This is a genomic window from Marinobacter algicola DG893, assembly GCF_000170835.1.
Taxonomy (GTDB): domain Bacteria; phylum Pseudomonadota; class Gammaproteobacteria; order Pseudomonadales; family Oleiphilaceae; genus Marinobacter; species Marinobacter algicola.
Genome location: NZ_ABCP01000051.1, coordinates 1 through 22,370, shown reverse-complemented (window position 1 = coordinate 22,370; position 22,370 = coordinate 1). Strand labels below are relative to the sequence as shown.

Below are 22,370 nucleotides of genomic sequence, written 5' to 3'. Positions count from 1 at the left end.
ACAAAGACAGGCCACGTAAAGTGGTTTAACGAGTCCAAGGGCTTCGGCTTTATCGCCCAGGACGGTGGCAGTGACGTTTTCGTTCACTATAGTGCAATCAACGCAAGCGGATTCCGCACCCTGACCGAAGGTCAACAGGTGCAGTTTACCGTGACTCAGGGCCCGAAAGGTCCCCAGGCGGAAAACGTAACCCCGGTCTGAGGTTACGCGACCCCGCCCTATGCCCCTCACGGGCACAGGGAATCCGAAAGAGCCGGCGTTCGCCGGCTTTTTCTTTTTCAGGCACCGGCTTCCGCCGACGTCTTGCTGGTGGCGCCATCCCGACGACCAGCTTCAACCACCTGCGAAACGGCCGAGAACAGCGCCTGCAAAGTAGCCGAGGTCGTATCTTCAGCCAGAGCGGCCGCGCTGCAATGCTGTCCGCCCACCGTTACACGAATACAGGCCAGTGCATTGGCATTGGTACCCTCACCCAATGCAAATTCATCGTAGGCCTCCACCGCCAGCGTTACGCCGTATTTTTCCTCCAGCGCCGCTGACACGGCTTCAACCGCACCAAGGCCGTGACCTTTGAGGGTGATCGGGTCGCTTTCAGCACCAATACTCACAACGGCATTGACGCCCTCATCATCCCGGTGAAGATCATAGGATCGCAACTCCCAGTCTTTAGCCACTTTCAGGTAACGATCTTCAAACAACCGATGAATGGTCAGTGAGTCAATCTCGCCGCCATTGGTTTCGGCCTCCCGCTGCACCAGCTTGCTGAACTCGATCTGCAACCATCGTGGCAGGCTGATGTTGTAATCACGCTCCAGAACATAAGCCACACCACCCTTGCCGGATTGGCTGTTGATGCGAACCACTTCTTCATAACGGCGACCAAGGTCGTGAGGATCGATGGGCAGGTACGCCACATGCCAGCTCTCCCCTTCGGCGCGGCGGGCCAGACATTTACGGATTGCATCCTGGTGGCTGCCAGAGAAAGCCGTAAACACAAGCTCTCCGGCATAGGGGTGACGTGGATGGGTGGAAATCTCAGTACAGGCTTCAACCACATCGGTAATTTCGGCCATGCCCGACAGGTCCAGCGTCGGATCCACGCCCTGGGAGTACAGGTTCATCGCCATGGTGACCAGATCCATGTTGCCGGTGCGCTCACCATTGCCCATCAGCGTTCCTTCCACCCGATCGGCGCCGGCCATCACCGCCAGCTCCGCCGCCGCTACGGCACAGCCACGATCGTTGTGAGTGTGAACGCTGATACTGATGTGCTCACGATACCGGACGTTATCGCAAATCCACTCGATCTGGTCGGCAAATACGTTCGGGGTCGCCATTTCCACCGTGGCCGGCAGATTGATCACCACGGGCTGGCCCTGGTCCGGGCGCCAGACGTCGTTTACGGCATCGATCACGTCTGCGGCGTAATCCAGCTCCGTTCCGGTGAAGCTCTCCGGCGAATACTGGAAGGTCCATTCGGTGTCCGGATACTTGGCGGCGTTGGCCTTGACGATACGAGCACCATTGACCGCTATATCTTTAACGCCTTCGCGGTCCATGCCGAATACCTGCTCCCGCTGAACCGTCGACGTTGAGTTGTACACATGCACGATGGCCTTGCGAGCCCCCTTGAGGGCATCGTAGGTCCGCTCAATCAATTCCGGCCGTGCCTGGGTCAGCACCTGAATGTGCACATCATCGGGAATACGATCTTCCTCAATCAGTTTGCGGCAGAAATCGAAATCCGGCTGGCTCGCTGCAGGAAAGCCAATTTCGATTTCTTTGAAACCCAGCTTTACCAGCAAATCAAACATGCGCTGCTTCTGCGCCACTGACATCGGCTTTACCAGTGCCTGGTTGCCATCCCGCAGATCCACCGCACAAAAACGGGGAGCGGTGGTGATGACTTTGTCCGGCCAGCGACGATCGGTTTTCGCCACTGGCGTGAACGCAACGTATTTACGATGATCAAATGCCATTGGGGTGATTCCTTGCTGTTCTCACGGGGAATTCATTGATTGTGTATCAGGATAACGCCTCACACGGGGAAAATGATTGCTTTTTCACCCTCCTGACACTAAGAATAGCTACAATATTTCAGGATTTTCATTGAAGGTGCAATTTTATGTCAACTTCCGACAAGCCGCTTATTAAAATCGACAATATTGACCGCAATATCCTCGAACAATTGCAGCAAAATGGATCGCTGACAAACCAGGAACTGGCCGACAAGGTCGGTCTGTCACCCTCCCCTTGCCTGAGGCGGGTCCGTGCACTGGAGGAAGCCGGTGTTATCGTTCGTCAGGTAACGATTCTTGATCACAAAAAGCTGGGATTGTCCCTTACGGCGATCATACTTATCGGCATGGACCGGCACACTCCCGAACGCTTCGCCACGTTCGAGCGGCAGGTGGGGGAATATCCGGAAGTTCAGGAATGCTACCTGATTACCGGCCAGGACGCCGATTACATGCTCAAGGTGGTGGTACCAGACATGGATCACTATCACCACTTTCTGCTGAATCGCATCACCCGCATCCAGGGCGTCAGCGGTGTGCACTCCAGCTTTGTGCTGAGGCGGGTGATTGACAGCACGGCCCTGCCTCTTGGGTATCTGTCCTGACTCGCTAGCGGATAAGTTCGGCCAGATAGGCCCGGGCCATGCACTTGAGCTCACTCACCATCGAACGGGCCTGATCGTCCGGCAGGGTCGCCGCCAGCCTGAGAACGGTTCCGGCCGAGCGGGGCAACATCAGGCTCGCCGTCCATCGACGATCTTCCGGAATGCGGGGGCAGACGTCCCGCAAGCGGTTATCCAGGTCACGGGCATGACTGTATAACTCACGGATATCCAGATCCCGCAATTCAGGCATCGACTCCACTCCACTCCAGATCACGGAATAGGCAGGTTCGGTCCGATAAAACTCATAGAACAGGTCAATCAGAACGTCTACGGCATCACCCAGCTCCAGGGTTTGGAGTCGCTCCCGCAGCGCTGTCTCCATCCGCTCAACATGCCCTTCAGCAATGGCCTTCACAATGGCGGCCTTGTTGGGAAAGTAACGGTAGAGGGAGGCGAGTGACATGCCGGACTGACGGGCAATGGCAGACATACTGGTGGCGTCGACACCCACTTCGTGGAAAATCGCTGCCGCATGGCTGAGAATGCTATTCACGCGCTCGCGGCTTCTGGCCTGAACGGGTTGACGGCGAGGCGTGATATCCACGGTTTCTTCGGTCATATCTCCTGCTTCAGTCGCGGTTATACGGTAAAGCATAGCTGCCCGTTACATGGGCGACCAGTTTCTCATCGTTTCCCTGACCGGATAGCAACCGCACTTCGCAGAAAGCGAGTCGGCGCCCCATCCGCAGAACCCTGGCCTCTCCTATCAGGTCATCCGGTGCCGGCTTGTACAGGAAGTTGATCGACAGGTTGCTGGTCACCGCCATTTCAACCTGACCAATCGCAGCCATCACCGCCGCGTACATCGACGCATCCGCCAGGGCCATCTGAACCGGGCCAGACAGCGTGCCGCCGGGGCGAATCAGGCGCTCCGAGAACACCAGGCGGGTGCGTGCGAAACCGTCTTCGCGCGCTTCGTCGACCGTAAATCCAATATCCTCGGCCATCGGCACACCGGCCCGGATAACGGCCTCGACTTCTACTGCGGTCAGTGTCATTCGCTGCTCTCCCAATGTCCATCTGTACCTCGTGGTAAACGCTCCGTACAATAGCGAGCACGACAGGATAAATAAAGAACCCCTTCTCAACTGCTTACGGATGACACAATGCGAGCAAGCCGCTACCTGATTGCCACCCAAAAAGAAACGCCTGCCGATGCCGAGATCATCAGCCACCAGATGATGCTGCGGGCAGGAATGATCCGAAAACTGGCCTCCGGCCTTTACTCCTGGCTGCCAATGGGATTGAGGGTACTTCGCAAGGTTGAACGCATCGTTCGCGAGGAAATGGACAAGAGTGGCGCGCAGGAAGTACTGATGCCCGCGGTGCAGCCGGCAGAGCTGTGGCAGGAGTCCGGGCGCTGGGAACAATATGGCGGTGAACTGCTGCGGATGAACGACCGCCATGGCCGCGACTTCTGCTTCGGGCCCACCCACGAGGAGGTCATTACCGATCTGATCCGCAACGAGCTGAAAAGCTACAAGGAATTGCCCGCAAACTTCTACCAGATCCAGACCAAGTTCCGTGACGAGCGACGCCCCCGGTTCGGCGTGATGCGTGCACGGGAATTCATCATGAAGGACGCTTACTCATTCCATGTGAATGCGGAATCCTTGAACGATACCTATCAGGTCATGCATCGCACCTACTGCGCCATTTTTGATCGCCTGGGTCTGGACTACCGCCCCGTCGAGGCGGATTCAGGCGCCATCGGCGGAAGCGCGTCCCATGAATTCCATGTACTGGCCTCATCCGGTGAAGACGCCATTGTGTTCAGCACCGACAGCGACTATGCGGCCAACATTGAAAAAGCGGAAGCCGTTGCGCCAGCCGGAGACCGCCCATCGCCTTCCGAAGAAATGACCGAGGTGGCCACACCAGAGCAGCGGACCATTGAGGCCGTTGCCACCTTCCTGAAGGTAGACGCAAATCGCTGCGCCAAGACTCTGCTGGTCAAGGCCGAAGAAGACGACAACGGCAACAGTGGCCTGATTGCTCTGATTCTGCGGGGGGATCACACCCTTAACGAAATCAAGGCCGAAAACCTGCCCGATGTCGCTGAACCGCTGACCATGGCAACCGACGAGGAAATCGAACAGGTTGTCGGTTGCAAAGCCGGCTCCATCGGCCCCGTGGCCCTGCCGGTGCCCGTCATTGTCGATCGCAGTGCGGCGCACATGGTGGACTTTGTCTGCGGCGCCAACAAGGAAGGCCACCACCTGACCGGCGTAAACTGGGAACGGGATGTAGCACTGGCCCGTGTGGAAGACCTGCGCGATGTGGTTGAGGGCGATCCCAGCCCGGACGGCAAGGGCACCCTGGAAATTCGACGCGGCATTGAAGTTGGCCACATTTTCAAGCTGGGCAATAAATACAGCAAGGCCATGAACGCCACCGTACTGGATGAAAACGGCAAGAGCGCCATCCTGGAAATGGGCTGCTACGGTATCGGTGTCTCCCGGATTGTCGCCTCGTCCATTGAGCAGAACCATGACGACAAGGGCATCATCTGGCCCGACGCCATTGCCCCGTTTGAGGTGGCTATCGTGACACTGAACGGCCACAAGTCCCCGGCGGTGATGGCTGCCGGGGAAAAACTCTATGAGCAGCTTCGCCAGGCTGGTTTTGATGTTCTGCTGGATGACCGGAACGAACGCCCGGGCGTGAAGTTCGCGGATATGGAGTTGATCGGCATACCTCACCGGTTCGTGGTGTCCGAGCGGGGCCTGGCGGCAGAAACCCTGGAGTACAAGGGCCGCCGTGACGAAGACAAACAGGATATTCCGCTGGCCGAGGCACTCCCATTCCTGATCAGTGCCTCACCGCGCAACGGCCTTTAAGGCACCTGCAACGAGCGTGATCGGTTCAGCCCTATCCTACGGGCATGAACCGATCACGCCCGGCTCCATTTCCAGCGCAATACCGAAGCGGGCTTCGACATCCTCCCGGATGCGGTTGGCCAATGCCAACACGTCCTGCCCGCTGCCTTTCGAATGGTTCACCAACACCAGCGCCTGACGGTTATGGACGCCAACGCGGCTATTGCGATACCCCTTCCAGCCACACTGGTCGATCAGCCATGCGGCCGCCACCTTGGCATTATCATCACCGGGGTAGCCGGCGATCTCTGGGTGCTGCTCCTTCAATGACTCCCAGGTTGCCAATGGCACAACCGGGTTCTTGAAGAAGCTGCCGGCATTAGGAAGCTGTTCCGGATCAGGCAATTTGCGACGACGAACCGCCATCACGGCACTGGCCACATCAAGGGGAGTGAGATCACTCAGGTCCTGCCCGTCGAAATAGTCGCGAAGGTCACGATAATCCAGTGAGAATGGTCGGGTGCGGGACAACCGCAGACGAACCTCAGTGATGACGTAACGCCCAGGTTCGTGCTTGAACACACTGTCACGATAACTGAAATGGCACAGGCTGTTGGTCAACAACACGTCATTGCCGGTCTGCCGGTCCAGGGCGCGGATATCCACCAGGGTGTCCTGCAGCTCCGTGCCATAAGCCCCGATGTTCTGAACCGGTGCCGCCCCAACGGTGCCGGGAATCAGCGCCAGGTTTTCGATGCCCCTGTAGCCGGCGGAAGCCGCGTACAACACACTGTCGTGCCAGTTTTCACCAGCACCCAGTACCAATGTTGCCTCGTCGCCATTAACCTGCTCCCAGCACCGGCGGGCGATGGCGATACGAATCACCAGTCCCGAATAATCCCCTGCAAACACGAGGTTGCTACCACCTCCGAGCAGGAGCGGTTCAATCGACGCTTCCGATGCCCACTCCAGCGCCCTCCGGAGCGCCTCGATAGAGCTGACTGACACAAAATACCGCGCCCTCGCCTCGATACCCAGACTATTCATCGCCCCCAGGGACACGTTCTCCCTGATCTCACCGGAACGGGTCACACCAGGCGCTCCCGGATATGTCCAAGAAGGCCTTCACTGGCTTCGGTGATCAGATCAAGTACGTGCTCGAATCCCTGGTCGCCACCGTAGTATGGGTCCGGCACTTCTTTCTCACCGGAACGACCGAACCCCAAAAACAGCGCCGGCTCGGTCCCGCCACGTTGCTGCCAGATATCCTTCACGTCCGCGAGGTTCTGACGGTCCATCACCAGCACGTAATCAAATCGCTCCAGGTCCGATGCCTGGAACTGGCGGGCCCGGAGATCACTGATATCTATTCCGCGTTTGCCCGCAGCCGCCACGGCGCGTCCGTCCGGCGCCTTGCCCACATGCCAGTCGCCGGTACCACAGGAATCGGTGGCAATGCGGCCCTCGAACCCGGACCGCTGAAGCACCTGGCGAAAGACGCCCTCAGCGCTGGGAGAGCGGCAGATGTTGCCAAGACAGACAAACAGTACGTTTACTTCCGCATTCATGGGTGTCCCGCCCCCTTTTGTCTGGTCATCATGATTTGCCGCAGACGCTCGAGATCCTCGGCGGTATCGACGCCCGCGGGTGGCATCCGGCACGCCTCTTCGACGTGAATCCGGGCGCCATTGTAGAGTGCTCGCAATTGTTCCAGGGACTCAGTGATTTCAGTCGGGGCTGGCGCCCAGGTCACGAAATTCCGCAGGAGGCTGACGCGGTAGCCGTAGATACCAATATGACGATAGTAATCACAGCCTTCGGGTAGCGACCGTGCGGCGCCGGTGTCACCACTGCCCTGCCACGTATCCCGGGCCCAGGGAATCGGTGCCCGGCTGAAGTAGTGGGCCATGCCCCGGTTATCGAACACCACTTTGACAACATTGGGATTGAACACGCTGGTGACGTCAGGAATCCGCTCGCAGAGAGTGGCAATGACCGCATCAGGATGGGCTTCGAGGTTTGCGGCCACTTGGTCGATCAGTTCCGGTGGGATCAAGGGCTCATCACCCTGAACATTGACGACGCGATTATCCGGGCCAAAGCCCAGCTTTCGAGCCACTTCTTCAAGACGGTCAGTACCGCTGGCGTGGTCGGCGGAGGTCATCACCACTTCCGCACCGAAGGCGGCACAGGCTGATTCAATACGCTCGTCATCCGTTGCAATCACCACACGACCAGCCTGACTTTCACAAGCCCGCTCATAGACATGCTCAATCATCGGCTTGCCGGCAAGGTCTGCCAATGGTTTGCCAGGCAATCGAGTGGAGGCATAACGTGCCGGGATAACGACGGTGTAGGACATACAGGCTTCCTGTCAGCGTTTGTGGAGTCGCTCGTCGGTCGTCAGCGTCCGGGCTTCGGTGGCGAGCATCACCGGTATCCCCTCGCGAATCGGAAAGGCCATCGCATCCTGATAGCAGACCAGTTCGGTTTTGGCGTCGTTCAGCTTCAGGTCACCTTTGCATACCGGGCAGGCCAGCAGGGCCATCAGTTTTTTATCCATGGTGCGGTTCTCACAATGTCATTGTATCCAGCGATTGGTTGCAGTCATTGACGCGGGCCACGAACGCCTCGGAAAACGCCTCGGGAAGGCTGGCCGTGACGGACAGGACCCAGGTGTTGTCCGGGGCGATCCCGCGACACTTGACCGCATCCTTGTCGGTCATCACCAGCCATTCGCCATCTTCGCAGTGCAGGTCGGTGGACGTAAAACGATGGTGGTCCGGCAAGGCAAGAGGCCTGAGCTGAGCCCCCAGCGCCATCAGTGTATCGAAAAACCGGCTGGGATTACCGATCCCCGCCACAGCCCTCACGCGCCGGCCCTCAAGGCACTCCGGAGACAACACTTCTCCGGTCACAAGGTTTCGCAGCTCAGTCGGTGCCAGGGTCATGGTGAACTGGCGTTCGTGCTCGAGCTCGTCGAGAAAGCCTCCATTGGTAATCACGAAATCGACGGATTCCAGCCGCGCCAGAGGTTCACGCAAAGGGCCAACGGGAATCAGGACGCCGTTGCCGACACCACGGGCCGCGTCGAAGACGGCAAGTTCAATATCCCGGGGAAGCCGATAATGCTGGAGCCCGTCGTCGCACACCAGAATGGTCCCCAGCTCTTGCTCCAGTGCCCATAGAGCACCCCGTCTGCGATCCGGGTCCACTACAACCGGGCATCCCGATTGCGCGGCCAGCATTACCGGTTCGTCACCGGCGATTCTGGCGTCGGTGTCAGCGTTGACCAACAGCGGATAGCGATCAGACTTGCCACCGTAGCCACGGCTCAGGATCACTGGCTGCCAACCCTGGTCCTTCAGCAGACTGGTGAGAGCGGCCGTCAGTGGAGATTTTCCTGTGCCCCCGGCAGTGATATTGCCCACCACCACCACGGGAACCGGAATGCGTTCGTTCATCGCCTGCCAGGCCCGGCGGCGACGGTTTTCAGAAATGGTGCGGTAGAGCCAGACCAGCGGATACAACGGCCACAGGGGGCGCCTACCGCTGTACCATACCCGCTCTACCAGCGTGGTCATGACTGCTCGCTGAACTGCATCTGGTGGAGCTGGGCGTAGGCGCCGCCCTGGGCCAGCAACTCGTCATGGCGACCGGATTCAACAATCCTGCCGCCATCCATCACCAGGATGCGATCCGCCTTTTCAATGGTCGACAGCCGGTGGGCAATAACCAACGTGGTACGGCCCTGCATGACGGTTTCCAGAGCGTCCTGTATGTGCCGTTCCGATTCCGTATCGAGCGCCGATGTTGCTTCGTCCAGAATCAGCACCGGTGCGTTTTTCAGCAGGGCTCTTGCAATGGCCAGTCGCTGGCGCTGGCCACCGGAAAGCATCACCCCGTTGTCACCGATCATGGTATCCAGCCCTTCCGGCATACGGTCGATGAATTCCAGCGCATGCGCCTTGGCCGCTGCGTCAGTGATCTGCTCGCGGCTGCAGTGACGGAGAGCCCCGTAGGCGATGTTGGCGGCGATGGTATCGTTGAAAAGAACCACATTCTGAGTCACCAACGCGATCTGTGCGCGCAGGGCTTCGAGGCTGAATACCTTCAGGGATTGGTCGTCCAGGCGGATATCCCCGCCGGTGTATTCGTAGAAACGAGGCAAAAGACTGACCAGTGTCGATTTGCCACTGCCCGAACGGCCGACCAGGGCAACGCTCTGACCGGCGGGTATGTTCAGGGAAATGTCCTTGAGGACATCGTCCAACTGGTCACGGTAGCGGAAGGACACGTTTTCAAATTCAATATTGCCGTTGACCCGCTCCGGCGCGTAGGTACCCGGATCGTGTTCCGGTTCCTCGTCCATGGTTCCGAAGACATCGTGGGCAGCGGCAACGCCACGCTGAATCTTGGCATGTACGGACGTTACCTGGCGAATGGGCTTGGCCATGGTTGTTGCGGCGGTAATGAACGCCACAAGCTGGCCGGTACTCATTTCGCCACGGATCTCCGGCGCCAGCATAGTCCACACCAGCGCTGCGATGGCAATCGCCACCAGCACCTGGATCACTGGAATGCTGATGGCCTGGGTGGAGGCCATCTTCAGGCTCTGCTCCAGATTTTTTTCACTGACCTTGCGGAAGCGATCACGCTCATAGTGCTCGCCGCCAAAGGTGCGAACCACCCGGTAACCACTGATGGATTCGGAGGCCACATGGGTGATGTCACCCATCGAGCCCTGGATACGTTTGCTGATCTTGCGAAAGCGTTTACTCGCGTAGCTGACCACCAGGGCAATCAGCGGCCCGACAGCCAGGAACACAAGAGTCAACTTCCAGTTGGTGTAGATCATAAAACCCAACAGCCCCAGGATGGTCAGTCCTTCCCTGAGGGTGATGGTCACGGCGTTGGTCGTGGCATCCGCCACCTGTTCGACATTGTACGTGATCTTCGAAACCAGCCGGCCGGACGCGTTCTCATCGAAATAGCGGGAAGGCAGGCTTAGCAGACGGTCGAAGACCTGCTTGCGCAGGGCATTAATAACCTGTCGCCCGACGTAACTGATGAAATACTGGCTCATGAAGGTACCGACACCACGAAAGGCGAATACACCGACGATAAGCAACGTCAGCAGAATCCGGTTTTTGTCTGTGGGGTTTTCCAGAGCCGTGATGACGTATTCCATCGCCGCCGCCATACCGGTGGAGGCCGCTGCGTAGATGATGTTGCCAACCACGGCCAGCGAGAACGCCAGCCAGAACGGCTTTACGTAAGCCAAAAGGCGCTTATAAGTGGCCCAATTGGTTGCCGGCTGGTGGGACTCTTCGGCTGTCGACGTGGCGTCACTCACTGCCTTGGGCCTCTCGTTCGGTGGTGATGCTGAGCTTGGCAAAACCAAGACGCCCCGCCACATCCATGGCGCGCACGACAAACTCGTGAGGAGTACGGGCATCCGCAGTGATGATGAACGGCAGCGACGTGTTGTCCTGTGCCAGCTCGCGAACCGCCCTTTCCAGCGTTTCCCGACGATTATTCACCAGGGTTCGATCGTTGAGGATGTACTGGCCCTCGGCGTTGATGACCACATCAATCAACTCTGCCTCGGACTCCGACCGCTCACCGTTGGCTTCCGGCAATTCGATATTGAGGTGGCTCTCACGGGTAAACGTGGTGGACACCATAAAGAATATCAGCAGCAGGAAGACCACATCGATCAGTGGCGTCAGGTCTACCCCGACTTCCTGACTTCTCTGACGCTTGAACTTCACAGTGTTCAGGCTCCTTCCACGTCAATTTCGCGGTCGCCATGCACCACTTCCACAAGCTTGATGGCTTCCTGCTCCATACCGACAACCAACTCGTCGACACGTCGAATAAAGTAACGGTGGCAGATCAGTGCTGGTATCGCCACGCTCAGGCCCGAAGCCGTGGTAATCAGTGCTTCCGAAATACCGCCGGCCAGATTGCCGGCATCGCCTACACCGGCGAGCTGGATCTCTGCAAACACTTTGATCATACCGATAACGGTTCCGAGCAGGCCCAGAAGAGGCGTAATGGTCGCAACGGTCCCGAGGGGGTTCAGGAAACGCTCCAGTTCATGGATGACCTGACTCGCCTCATGCTCAATGCTTTCCTTCATGATCTCGCGACCATGTTTGGCATTCATCAGCCCGCCGGCCAGGATCCGACCCAGGGGAGACGACCCCTGCAGCGCCTTGAGCTTGCGCCCGTTAAGCTCTTTTTTCTTGATCCACCGCCACAGTTCGTTGATGGTGTGCTGAGGCGTCACCCTGGATGGCCTGAGCGTCCAGAAGCGCTCAAGGATGATGGCAAGGGCAAGAATGGAACAGGCAAGAATCGGCACCATGAGGATGCCACCGGCTTTCAAAAGCTCGAACACGCTTGGTCTCCCTGATTGTTTACAAGCCGCGCTACTTTAGCATAGCTGCCGGTGTAGGCCACACCCGGAATGTCACGGTTTTTACACTCCGTTCAGGGAGTTTCGGGTTTACGAATCCAGAACGGGGCAGCTGCCCTTGCCTTTGTAGTTATCACTCCACCCGGTTCCAGAACCAGTCTGATCGCGCCGGCGGTAGCGGTATTGGCGATGTCACTGCCAACAGACTGATAGCGTTCAACCACGTTTGCATGAGGATGGCCGAAACGATGCCGGTAGCCGGCACTGACTATGGTGAGATCCGGAGCCATACGGGCGACCCAGAGTTCCGATGAGGACGTTTTGCTGCCATGGTGGGGTGCCAGCGTAACCCGGTAGCGGTCGGTACCGTTCCCGTGATGGTCGGCCCGGGCCATCAACTCTTCTTCCACCCGACGGGTGATATCGCCGGGCAACACCACCTCAACGGGCGGGACAGCCGACGATACCGTCAGTACACAGGATGCGTCATTACCCTCAACCCTGCCCGTACTTCGCCAGAACGCCAGTTCCAGATGGCCCATCCGGACATCCACCTGACCAGAGCATGGCTCGACAGTTACACCCTCCGGCAACTTGTCGGCAACTCTCCCGGGTTCGCCGGTAACAACCCGCCCGACTTCGAATCGCTCGAACAGCAATGGAAGTCCCCCGGCGTGATCGCCATCGCCGTGGCTGATTACCAGGGTATCAATACGGCGGACCCCCAGAGCAGTCAGATTGGGAATCAGGACCGACTCCACCGACGAATAGACGCCTTCCAACGCCGGGCCAGTGTCGTAAACTAGCACCCGGTCCCGCTCGCGAAGCATGACGGACAACCCCTGGCCCACATCCCATACCCAGATTTCAGGGTGGGCCACGGTATCGTTCGACGGCTCCACCTCATTGCCCCGAAACACGCTCACGGCAATCCATAACGACACAACGCAGGCACTCGCCTTTCGAAACCCGCTGAACGGCACCAGCAAGGCCATCAGAACCACCAAGGAAAATCCCGCAACCTGCAACGAACCGGATACTGTTGGCACAGGATCAACATTCGCGAGCCAGGAAAGCCCCTGCCACAGAACTCCAAAAACAACATCTAAAACCCCAATTACCAGGGCGTTCGCAGCAGGAAGGAAGACCAGCACAAAAGCGCCCAAGGCCAATAACGGCATGACCACCAGCGATACCCAGGGAATGGCAAACAGGTTGGCAACCAGGCCGAGCACTGGCTGAGGCTGCCCCAGGCTGGACAATATCGGCCAGAGCCCGGCAAATACGGCCACCTGAGCCAGTAACAGCCCTACAATCCAACCTGTCCCGCGAACGCGGAGGGCAAACAGCAGCACCAGGACTGTCACGGCACCAAAAGACAGCCAGAATCCCTGGTCCAGAGGCGAAAACGAATCCGTCAGCAACACCAGGACCAGCGCGGTCAGTAACCCCGTAAAAACCCCGGTTTGCCGAGCGCCAACAAGAACCCACCCGGCGATGATAACCATAATCAGCGCCCGCCTGGTGGGCACGGAGAAGCCGGCCACAAGCGCATACCCGACGCTTGCGCTGGCGACCACGAGGAAAACCAACATCCTTAATGTTGCGGGCGATACTCGACGCTCCGGAAGACGAAGCAGCAGGCGCCGGCATAAAAAGCCCGCCCCAGCAGCAATCAACCCCAGGTGCAGCCCTGAAATGGCGACCAGGTGAATGGTTCCGGTGGCCTTCAGAACGTCCCAGTGTTCGGGCTGCATATGCCCGCGGTAGCCCATCATCAGGGACGTTATTAGTGGGAAATGGCGCGCCTCTGACAGCCTGTCCGAGGCAGCGTTCACCAGCTCACCTCGCCAGCGGTGATACCGGCATCGAAGAGGGCATTCAATATGGTCTGCGCGGGAAAGCTCGCGAACCGTACCGGTGGCACCAAAACCCTTCCGATACAGCCAGGATTCGTAGCGGAACCCCTCCGGATTCACGACACCATGGGGACGTTTGAGAGCAACCGTCAGCATCAGCTGATGACCGGGTTTGGTCGTGGCGTCATCACCGTACCAGGCGAGCCGCAGCTGATCCGGCAGTTCGGCAGAGGGAAAGGTACTCTCGCCCTCGGGCAGATGCCATTGCGTCACGCAAAAGCCGAAACGAACGCTACCGAAGCTGCCTTCGGATGGGACATCACAAAGATACCCTGATACGTCCAGTTCCTGACCTTCCAGTGCTGTCGGCAGCACCGACCGCTGCCGGACATCCGCTTGCATCGCCGCCCAGGCCAGGCCAACAATCCCACCGACGAGCAGAACTGAGACCACCCTGAACAGCGGGGACCTGGCAGAAAGTATCGCGATAAACGGGACGGGCATCGCGGAAATCAGCCAGTGCAAAGGTGGCAAGACCGCCAGGCTATACAGTAAGATAACGCCGCAGGCGAAGCCCACGAGGCCGACCCTGGCCATAAAACTTCCGGACAATCCTTGTCCTCCTGATAGTTGGTCAATTCCGGGAGCCGCCATACCCCGGAACCATTATCCCGAGCAGGCAGAACTTCCCAATGCCAAAGAAGTTCATGAAACGCTATCTACCAACGCCGGAACGGGTGCGCTCGATCGAGTCGCTGCACTTCCTCGGGGATATCCTTCATGAACCCAACTTGTGGCACATCAATCGCCACAGCGTCGCCAGGGCATTCCTGGTCGGCATTTTCCTGACCTTTATTCCAATGCCGTTCCAGATGGTTGCCGCTGCCTTCTTCGCCATTTGGTTCAACGCCAACCTACCGCTTTCGGTAGTGCTGGTCTGGATCAGCAATCCGGTGACCATGCCACCGATGTTCTATTTCAACTACAAGGTTGGAGCCTGGATACTGGACAGACCGGTGCTGAACTTCGAGTTCCAGTTGTCCTGGTCCTGGCTCAGCGGCCGGCTACTGGATATCGGCATCCCGCTTTACCTGGGATCGTTGCTGGTGGCCACCTGCTCGGCCTGCCTGGCCTATCTGGTCATTCAATTCCTGTGGCGGCGTAAGGTCCGCAGCGACTGGCGGGACCGCCAGTTGCTTCGAATCCGGCACCGACGGGCCACCCGCAAGCCCAAACCGGGCACCGATGCCCATCAAAGCTCCTGAAATAGTTCACCCTGCTCCAGCCGAAGCACCCGCCCCAGGCTCCTGGCCATACCCATGTCGTGGGTGACCAATACGAATGCAATACCGATCTGATCCCTGAGCGACTCGATAAGCTCGCGGACACTTTCCCCGGTCTGCTCATCCAGATTACCGGTGGGCTCATCCATCAAGACGCATTCAGGTTCGTTCACCAGGGCGCGAGCGATCGCAACCCGCTGGCGCTCACCACCAGACAGCTCTCCGGGCTTATGCCCCAGACGCGCCCCCAATCCGACACGCTCGAGAATGGCCGCCGCCTGCTCCGAGGCCCGGCGAACGCCACGACCACCCAACGCGCCTGGCATCATGACGTTTTCCAAAGCCGAAAATTCCGGCAGCAGATGATGGAACTGGTAAACAAACCCCAGGTGACGGTTGCGAAAACGTGCCCGGCCGGATTCACTCATCCGATGAATATCCTGCCCGCAAATATCAATATGACCCGAAGAGGGCTTATCCAGCCCCCCGAGCAGATTTAGCAGCGTGGTTTTGCCGGCACCACTGCTGCCAACGATGCCAACCGATTCACCAGCCGACACCTGAAGTGAAATGTCGGAGAAAATCGTCAGCTTTCCCGGCCCTTCGTTATAGGTTCTGGTCACTTTGTCGCAGTTGATAACCAATGACCTGTCATCCTTCATGGTTGCTGAATCACTCATATCGCAGGGCCTCCGCCGGGTCGATGCGGGATGCTCTCCACGCTGGATAGATCGTTGCCAACAGGCTCATGGCGAGGCCGGCACCACTGATGATCCACACATCCTGCCATTGCAGCTGGGACGGCAGATAGCTGATGAAATAGACGTCAGCACTCAGGAACTGATGCCCCATGAATGCCTCCAGCCAGGCAATAAACCCGCTGATATTGTAGGCACCCAGAATGCCCAGCGCCGTGCCCACCAAGGTGCCGGTAATGCCAATCACCGCGCCCTGAACCATGAAAATCCGCATCACTCGCCCGGGTGTCGCGCCCATCGTGCGAAGGATAGCGATATCGGCTGTCTTGTCGGTAACCACCATTACCAGTGTCGATACGATGTTGAACGCGGCCACTGCAACGATAAACATCAGCAGCAGGCCGATCATGGTTTTCTCCATGCGGATGGCCTGGAACAGATTGCCATGAGTCCGGGTCCAGTCAGATATGTAGTGGCGGCCGCTCAGCTGGCGCGCAACTTCTTCTGCCACTTTCGGAGCCTGAAACAGATCGTCCACCAGAAGGCGCACGCCCTGGGCTTTGCCGTCGGTGCGTATGAGCTTGGACGCATCATCCATATGAATCAGGGTGTAGTTACCATCCAGTTCGGCCCCGACACTGAATACGCCCTTGACCGTGAATCGCTTCAGTCGCGGCAATACCCCGGCCGGAGTGACCGATGCTTCCGGCAACACCACGGTTACCCGATCACCCAGTTGCAAACGCAAGCTGGCGGCCATCTGCCGGCCGATAATGATGCCAAACTCTCCGGATTTGAGATCGTCCAGCCCGCCTTCGATCATATGATTTTCGATGATGGAGACGCTTCGCTCCTGTTCTGGCAGCACGCCATTGAGCATCACGCCGCGAACGTCGCCGCCACCTGTGACCATGCCCTGCCCCTGGATAAAGGGCGCTGCCGCGATCACCGACGGGTGCTTCTCTACTTCCCGGTCCACTTCCTGCCAATCATCAAGATCGGGATTACCCTGGATCACAGCGTGTGGCACCATGCCCAGAATTCGCTGCTTGAGCTCACGGTCAAAGCCATTCATCACCGATAACACGATGATGAGAACGGCCACACCCAGCATGAGGCCAATCATGGACGTCAGGGAAATGAACGAAATAAAGTGATTACGTCGTTTGGCCGCGGTGTACCGCAAGCCAACATACAATGATAAGGGTCTGAACATTGGGAGGAGCCTGTCGCTGCCTTCTGGTCTGTCGAAAATCCTGCGGCGATACGGACCGTCAGGAAGCTGCTAAACTGCTATCAGGAAACAATAATACCGCGTTATGGAGCCCAGATGTCTGAAATGACACCCGACACTAACCCGGCGGATATTCCCTCTGACCGCAGGGACTTCTTTCGCATCAGTGACCATATTGGCCTGGAAATCCGAGCACTGGGTCCTGGCGAGGCCAATCGGGAAAACCCTTTTAACGGCGATCACATGGAGAGCCTGCGCTCGGAGTTCAGGCGCCTGGACCAGGATGTCAGGGCACATCTCACCAATTTGGCAGAACGTGACCGCCTGCTGACCTCTCTGATCAAGTCTCTGAACGGGAAGCTGGATACGCTGGCGCGCATTATGGCCTTTGAGCAAAATCCGTTGCAACCTGGGGACTGGCAGGACGTCACACTCAGTGAAGGCGGGCTGTCGTTCCACAGCGCCACCAACCGTTTTTCCTCGGGCGACCAACTGGCCCTGAGAATGACGCTGCCGCCGGAGCTGTTTCAGCCCGTGGCGACTGCCAGAGTCATCGACGTTGTACCAGACAAAAGCGGCGGTGGTAGGGTTCATACGGAGTTTACCGACATTCATGACAGCGACCGACAGCAAATCGCCCGCCATGTGATGCGCTGGCAGATCCGCCAGCGACAGAAAGACTAAACGGGCCACAAATCATCGAATTCGGGCTGACTTTTGTTAGTCTTTGGTGGATATTACGTTTTATCAATGTCTGGCGGATACCCGCCACGGTAGGTTCCAGGCAACCGCGTTCAACCGGATACGATCGATCCCAGGGAGTAAATCACTGATGAAAAACCGCACCATAAAAGCCGTTTGTGCCGCTGCAGCCCTCTCAGCTCTGGCGGTAGCCCCGCTTACCACTGCGGTGGCGGAAGAAGTTCGGGTTCCAGTGATGTCGCAGGCTGAGCGCGGCGCACAGGAAAACCTTCCACGCACTGGCATGAGCCAGTCCAGCGTTCGCAACGGCTGGGGCAACCCGATACGCACGTCCGGGCCCGTAGGCAATCCCCCCATATCGCAATGGCACTACACGGATTTCGTAGTGTACTTTGAGGCTGACCGGGTGATCCACGCGGTACTGAAGCCCAGCCGCTAAAAAATCCTCTGCATCTCCTGACGCAACCCCGCTCGTTCGTTAGAATGGCGGCTTTTGGATAAGGTGTTCACAACTTGACTTCCAGACCTGTGATGCCCGCCGAGTGGGCACCCCAAAGTGCGATCATGCTTACCTGGCCTCATCCCGGAACGGACTGGAGCGACATTCTTGCGGATGTCGAGCCGGTGTTTATGGAGATCGCGCAGACCGTATTGCGCTTTCAGCACGTATTGCTCAGCTGTGAGCATGTGTTCCGTTTGCAGGAGTTGGAAAGGGAACTGAATAACTTCGCCCAAGAGAATGACTTGCCCGGCCGTGTTGTGGCAGTCCCGGCCCCGGCCAACGATACCTGGGCACGCGACCACGGCCCCATCGCCATTAACCGTGGCGAGGGCTACGAACTACTGGATTTCAGGTTCAACGCCTGGGGCGGGAAATTCCCCTGGGAAAAGGACAACGCCCTGAACAGCCACCTGTCGAATTTTGGCAGCTTTGGCGCAACACCGCTGATACCGGTCGACTTCGTTCTTGAGGGGGGCTCCATCGAATCCGACGGTAACGGCACTCTGCTGACCACCAGCGAATGTCTGTTGACGCCTTCCCGCAATCCATCTATGGATCGAGCCGGCATTGAACACCTGCTGTCGGAGACGCTGGGCGCCGAGCGCATCCTCTGGCTGAACCACGGTTACCTGGCCGGCGACGATACCGACAGCCATATTGACACCCTGGCGCGCTTTTGCGCCCCGGACCATATCTGTTACGTCGCCTGCCCGGACGTCAGTGATGAGCACTACAGTGCCCTGGCGGCCATGGAGGAAGAGCTGCAGCAGTTCCATCAGGCTGACGGTCAAGCGTATCGCCTGACCCCGCTGCCGTGGCCGGATGCCATCCATGATGAAAACGGCGAGCGCCTTCCCGCAACCTATGCCAATTTCCTGGTTCTCAACGGCGCCGTGCTGGTACCGGTTTATGGGGTACCTCAGGATGAAGAGGCATTGGCCACCCTGTCGAACCTTTTCCCGGAGCGGGAAGTGATTCCGGTGAACTGCAGAGAGCTGATCACACAGGGAGGCAGCCTGCATTGCGTCACCATGCAGATACCGGCGGGAGTTGTAGGCGCATGACTCAGCCCCCTCTATCCGCTGACCTGGCCATTGCCGCCATTCAACAGCAGTGCAGCGTCGACAAGGACACCAGCCTGGCAACCAGCGAACGCCTGATCCGCCAGGCAGCAGCGGACGGCGCCCAACTCGTCGTCCTGCAGGAATTGCACGCCACGCTCTACTTCTGCCAGACCGAAGACACCTCGGTATTCGAACTCGCCGAACCGATTCCCGGTCCTACCAGTCGTCGGCTATCCGCTCTGGCGGCGGAACTTGGCATTGTTCTCGTCGGGTCCATCTTTGAACGGAGAATGAACGGCGTCTACCACAACACGGCCGTCGTTTTTGAGCGGGATGGAACTATCGCCGGCCTCTACCGGAAGATGCATATTCCTGACGACCCCGGCTTTTACGAAAAGTTCTATTTCACGCCGGGCGACGCCAGTTTCAACGACGGCCGCAACGGCTTCACCCCCATCGACACCTCCGTGGGCCGGCTGGGTGTGCTGGTGTGTTGGGACCAGTGGTACCCGGAGGCCGCCCGCCTGATGGCCCTGGCCGGCGCAGAGGTATTGATCTATCCCACCGCCATCGGCTGGGACGTTACCGATGACCCTGAGGAACAAGCGCGCCAGTTGGATGCCTGGGTCACCGTTCAGCGCGGCCATGCGGTTGCCAATAACCTTCCCGTCATCGCGCCAAACCGCGTCGGAACGGAACCCGACCCATCCGGCAGCTCGGACGGCATTCGTTTCTGGGGCAACAGTTTCATCTGCGGCCCCCAGGGAGAATTCCTGGCTCGTGCCGACGACCATTCGGAAACCCTATTGTCCGCCACCATTAACCGCTCCCGCAGTGAATCGATTCGGCGCATCTGGCCGTATTTCAGGGATCGGCGTATCGACGCCTACGGTGACATTCTCAAGCGGGTAAGGGACTAAGCACTTCATGAAAAAACTGACGGACACGGTTATCCGCGAGTTAAACAGCATACTGCTGGGCAAGGATCACCAGGTACGGCTTTCGCTCTGTGGCTTGCTGGCCAGGGGCCACCTGCTGATTGAAGACATTCCGGGAATGGGCAAAACCACCCTGTCCCATGCTTTGGCCAAGGTCATGGGCCTGACCTACCAGCGTATCCAGTTTACCAATGATCTGCTACCTGCTGACGTGCTTGGCTTCTCCATGTACGACAAACAGGCAGGCAGCCTGGTGTTCCACCCCGGCCCGATCTTCGCGCAGGTTGTCCTGGCCGACGAAATCAATCGCGCGTCTCCCAGAACCCAGAGTGCATTGCTGGAAGCCATGGAGGAACGGCAGGTTTCGATCGAAGGCGAAACCCGCCCCCTGCCCCACCCATTCTTTGTAATTGCGACACAGAATCCCATCGAACAAGGGGGCACCTACCCGTTACCGGAGTCCCAGCTTGACCGCTTCCTGATGCGCATACGCCTGGGCTACCCTGACCCCCGCGCCGAACGGGAGCTGCTGGAAGGTGAAGACCGCCGGGTCATGACCGACAGACTGCAATCGCTGCTCTCTTCGGAAAACCTGCAAACCCTCCAGGACGCCGTTAACCGGGTGTCCACCAGCCCGGCACTGCTGGACTACGTGCAACGCCTGCTGGAACAGAGCCGGCGCATGCCCGGCCTGCTGTACGGCCTTTCGCCCCGGGCAGGCCTCGGCCTGGTCCGCGCTGCGCGCGCGTGGGCATTGATGGACGGTCGCCACCATGTCTTGCCGGACGACATCCAGGCGGTGTTCCCTTCCGTCGCAGAACATCGTCTTGAACAGGGAGAATCCGGAAAGAGCGCAGAGCGGGTGAGGCAACTTCTGACCTCCGTCTCTGTCATTGAATAGATAGCAACACTTAATGAAATGAATTGGGCAAAACAACTGGAAACCAATCCTGTTCATGTTAGCCTTTTGCCCTTTTCCTCCGGGCCAGCCCCCGGACCAACGTACCGATTACGTGAAAACGCGGCCAGCGCAACACGTCCAGATTCGTTAGCGAGAGACCCACAATGAGCGAAACCAAACACTCCAGACTGATCATCCTAGGCTCCGGCCCCGCCGGCTACACCGCTGCCGTCTATGCCGCACGCGCCAATCTCAAACCCACGCTGATCACCGGTATTGAAGTGGGCGGACAGCTGACCACCACCACCGACGTAGACAACTGGCCGGGTGACAACGACGGCGTGCAGGGCCCGGAACTCATGCAGCGGATGCTCAAACACGCGGAGCGCTTCGAAACCCAGGTGGTCTACGACACCATCAACGAAGCCGATCTGCGCAATCGCCCCTTCCGCCTCAAGGGCGACAGCGGCGAATACACCTGCGACGCATTGATCATCGCCACCGGCGCCTCTGCCATGTACCTGGGCCTCGACTCGGAAGAAAAATTCAAGGGCCAGGGCGTCTCTGCCTGCGCCACCTGCGACGGTTTCTTCTACAAGAAACAGAAAGTTGCCGTTATCGGCGGCGGCAACACCGCCGTTGAAGAAGCGCTGTACCTCTCCAACATCGCCGACGAAGTCACCCTGGTACACCGCCGCGACAGCCTGCGCGCTGAAAAAATCCTGCAGGACAAACTGTTCGAAAAAGCCGAAAACGGCAACGTTAACATCATCTGGGACCACACCCTGGACGAAGTCCTCGGCGACGGCACCGGCGTTACCGGCATGCGCATCAAAAGCACCAAGGGCGACGCCACTCAGGAAATGGACCTGGCCGGCGTGTTCATCGCCATCGGCCACAAACCCAACACCGACCTGTTCCAGGGCCAACTGGACATGGAAAACGGCTACATCAAAATCCGCTCCGGCCTGGAAGGCATGGCCACCCAGAGCAGCATTCCGGGCGTCTTCGCCGCCGGCGACGTGGCCGACCACGTCTACCGCCAAGCCGTTACCTCTGCAGGCTTCGGCTGCATGGCAGCGCTGGACGCGGAAAAGTTCCTCGACCAAGACTAAGCTTAACTGGGGACGTTATTCGGGAATGGCCCAAGGCAGGCAACTCCCAGGCCCGAAAAGGCGGGTGGGGTCTAGCCAGGGTAGTGAGGTCATCTCGGTCCGGCCTTATTGCGGGCCTTTTGGTGGTGTTGTTGGCCTTGGGGGTGTC

At 58.5% G+C, this 22,370-nt stretch carries 24 protein-coding genes; 10 read left to right on the top strand and 14 right to left on the bottom strand.

What is annotated here, in order from left to right; all coding sequences use genetic code 11:
- Nucleotides 1-201, top strand: a 201-nt coding sequence (locus MDG893_RS18555; protein ID WP_007155371.1) for a cold-shock protein, incomplete at its 5' end; no start/stop codon positions are given.
- 77 nt (nucleotides 202-278) lie between these two features.
- On the opposite strand, the gene leuA is transcribed toward MDG893_RS18555, so the two are convergent.
- On the bottom strand, nucleotides 279-1,979 hold the full coding sequence (leuA, locus tag MDG893_RS18550) for a 2-isopropylmalate synthase (protein WP_007155370.1): 1,701 nt from the start codon (nucleotides 1,977-1,979) through the stop codon (nucleotides 279-281).
- A gap of 146 nt (nucleotides 1,980-2,125) precedes the next feature.
- Here leuA and MDG893_RS18545 point away from each other — a divergent pair, with 146 nt between their 5' ends.
- Entirely contained in the window at nucleotides 2,126-2,623 is a 498-nt protein-coding gene (locus MDG893_RS18545; protein WP_007155369.1) for an Lrp/AsnC family transcriptional regulator, read from the top strand.
- A gap of 4 nt (nucleotides 2,624-2,627) precedes the next feature.
- Here the strand turns inward: MDG893_RS18545 and MDG893_RS18540 are convergent, their stop codons facing one another.
- Both MDG893_RS18540 and MDG893_RS18535 read right to left on the bottom strand, forming a co-directional pair.
- On the bottom strand, nucleotides 2,628-3,242 hold the full coding sequence (locus MDG893_RS18540; protein WP_007155368.1) for a TetR/AcrR family transcriptional regulator: 615 nt from the start codon (nucleotides 3,240-3,242) through the stop codon (nucleotides 2,628-2,630).
- Between the two features lie 10 nt (nucleotides 3,243-3,252).
- Nucleotides 3,253-3,681 (bottom strand): PaaI family thioesterase, encoded by a 429-nt coding sequence (locus MDG893_RS18535; protein WP_007155367.1) that lies wholly within the window; start codon nucleotides 3,679-3,681, stop codon nucleotides 3,253-3,255.
- A gap of 108 nt (nucleotides 3,682-3,789) precedes the next feature.
- Between MDG893_RS18535 and MDG893_RS18530 the strand changes: the two genes are divergently transcribed.
- Nucleotides 3,790-5,523, top strand: a complete 1,734-nt coding sequence (locus tag MDG893_RS18530) for a proline--tRNA ligase (protein WP_007155366.1) — start codon at nucleotides 3,790-3,792, stop codon at nucleotides 5,521-5,523.
- Nucleotides 5,524-5,559: 36 nt separating this feature from the next.
- On the opposite strand, the gene murB is transcribed toward MDG893_RS18530, so the two are convergent.
- From murB to MDG893_RS18485, 9 genes are all read right to left on the bottom strand, one after another.
- Nucleotides 5,560-6,594 (bottom strand): UDP-N-acetylmuramate dehydrogenase, encoded by a 1,035-nt coding sequence (murB, locus tag MDG893_RS18525; RefSeq protein WP_007155365.1) that lies wholly within the window; start codon nucleotides 6,592-6,594, stop codon nucleotides 5,560-5,562.
- Nucleotides 6,591-7,070 (bottom strand): low molecular weight protein-tyrosine-phosphatase, encoded by a 480-nt coding sequence (locus MDG893_RS18520; RefSeq protein ID WP_007155364.1) that lies wholly within the window; start codon nucleotides 7,068-7,070, stop codon nucleotides 6,591-6,593. The genes murB and MDG893_RS18520 overlap by 4 nt, the downstream gene beginning before the upstream one ends.
- A complete protein-coding gene (gene kdsB / locus MDG893_RS18515) occupies nucleotides 7,067-7,864 on the bottom strand; it encodes a 3-deoxy-manno-octulosonate cytidylyltransferase (protein ID WP_007155363.1) in 798 nt (265 codons plus the stop codon). Before kdsB ends, MDG893_RS18520 begins: the two co-directional genes overlap by 4 nt.
- Before the next feature lie 12 nt (nucleotides 7,865-7,876).
- Entirely contained in the window at nucleotides 7,877-8,065 is a 189-nt protein-coding gene (locus tag MDG893_RS18510; RefSeq protein ID WP_007155362.1) for a Trm112 family protein, read from the bottom strand.
- 10 nt (nucleotides 8,066-8,075) lie between these two features.
- Nucleotides 8,076-9,086: a tetraacyldisaccharide 4'-kinase gene (lpxK, locus tag MDG893_RS18505; protein ID WP_007155361.1), complete on the bottom strand. Its 1,011-nt coding sequence runs from the start codon at nucleotides 9,084-9,086 to the stop codon at nucleotides 8,076-8,078.
- Nucleotides 9,083-10,858: a lipid A export permease/ATP-binding protein MsbA gene (gene msbA / locus MDG893_RS18500; protein WP_007155360.1), complete on the bottom strand. Its 1,776-nt coding sequence runs from the start codon at nucleotides 10,856-10,858 to the stop codon at nucleotides 9,083-9,085. Before msbA ends, lpxK begins: the two co-directional genes overlap by 4 nt.
- Nucleotides 10,851-11,276 (bottom strand): ExbD/TolR family protein, encoded by a 426-nt coding sequence (locus tag MDG893_RS18495; protein WP_007155359.1) that lies wholly within the window; start codon nucleotides 11,274-11,276, stop codon nucleotides 10,851-10,853. The genes msbA and MDG893_RS18495 overlap by 8 nt, the downstream gene beginning before the upstream one ends.
- A gap of 5 nt (nucleotides 11,277-11,281) precedes the next feature.
- Nucleotides 11,282-11,908 carry a MotA/TolQ/ExbB proton channel family protein gene (locus MDG893_RS18490; protein ID WP_007155358.1) on the bottom strand — a complete coding sequence of 209 codons (627 nt, stop codon included), beginning with the start codon at nucleotides 11,906-11,908 and terminating at the stop codon, nucleotides 11,282-11,284.
- 92 nt (nucleotides 11,909-12,000) lie between these two features.
- Entirely contained in the window at nucleotides 12,001-14,382 is a 2,382-nt protein-coding gene (locus MDG893_RS18485; protein WP_007155357.1) for a DNA internalization-related competence protein ComEC/Rec2, read from the bottom strand.
- Nucleotides 14,383-14,477: 95 nt separating this feature from the next.
- On the opposite strand from MDG893_RS18485, the gene MDG893_RS18480 reads away from it, so the two are divergent.
- A complete protein-coding gene (locus MDG893_RS18480) occupies nucleotides 14,478-15,050 on the top strand; it encodes a DUF2062 domain-containing protein (protein ID WP_007155356.1) in 573 nt (190 codons plus the stop codon).
- On the opposite strand, the gene MDG893_RS18475 is transcribed toward MDG893_RS18480, so the two are convergent.
- Nucleotides 15,038-15,748 (bottom strand): ABC transporter ATP-binding protein, encoded by a 711-nt coding sequence (locus MDG893_RS18475; protein WP_007155355.1) that lies wholly within the window; start codon nucleotides 15,746-15,748, stop codon nucleotides 15,038-15,040. The genes MDG893_RS18480 and MDG893_RS18475 overlap by 13 nt on opposite strands.
- Nucleotides 15,741-16,982 (bottom strand): lipoprotein-releasing ABC transporter permease subunit, encoded by a 1,242-nt coding sequence (locus MDG893_RS18470; protein ID WP_007155354.1) that lies wholly within the window; start codon nucleotides 16,980-16,982, stop codon nucleotides 15,741-15,743. Before MDG893_RS18470 ends, MDG893_RS18475 begins: the two co-directional genes overlap by 8 nt.
- A gap of 114 nt (nucleotides 16,983-17,096) precedes the next feature.
- Between MDG893_RS18470 and MDG893_RS18465 the strand changes: the two genes are divergently transcribed.
- The 6 genes from MDG893_RS18465 (at nucleotide 17,097) to trxB (ending at nucleotide 22,222) form a co-directional block, all read left to right on the top strand.
- Nucleotides 17,097-17,684, top strand: a complete 588-nt coding sequence (locus MDG893_RS18465) for a PilZ domain-containing protein (RefSeq protein ID WP_007155353.1) — start codon at nucleotides 17,097-17,099, stop codon at nucleotides 17,682-17,684.
- A 148-nt stretch (nucleotides 17,685-17,832) separates the two neighbouring features.
- Complete coding sequence (locus MDG893_RS18460) at nucleotides 17,833-18,141, top strand: hypothetical protein (protein ID WP_007155352.1); 309 nt, start codon at nucleotides 17,833-17,835, stop codon at nucleotides 18,139-18,141.
- Nucleotides 18,142-18,233: 92 nt separating this feature from the next.
- Complete coding sequence (locus MDG893_RS18455; protein WP_007155351.1) at nucleotides 18,234-19,268, top strand: agmatine deiminase family protein; 1,035 nt, start codon at nucleotides 18,234-18,236, stop codon at nucleotides 19,266-19,268.
- Entirely contained in the window at nucleotides 19,265-20,188 is a 924-nt protein-coding gene (locus tag MDG893_RS18450) for a carbon-nitrogen hydrolase (protein ID WP_007155350.1), read from the top strand. Before MDG893_RS18455 ends, MDG893_RS18450 begins: the two co-directional genes overlap by 4 nt.
- Nucleotides 20,189-20,195: 7 nt before the next feature.
- Entirely contained in the window at nucleotides 20,196-21,107 is a 912-nt protein-coding gene (locus MDG893_RS18445; protein WP_007155349.1) for an AAA family ATPase, read from the top strand.
- A gap of 164 nt (nucleotides 21,108-21,271) precedes the next feature.
- Nucleotides 21,272-22,222: a thioredoxin-disulfide reductase gene (gene trxB / locus MDG893_RS18440; RefSeq protein ID WP_007155348.1), complete on the top strand. Its 951-nt coding sequence runs from the start codon at nucleotides 21,272-21,274 to the stop codon at nucleotides 22,220-22,222.
- Nucleotides 22,223-22,370 lie beyond the last annotated feature (148 nt).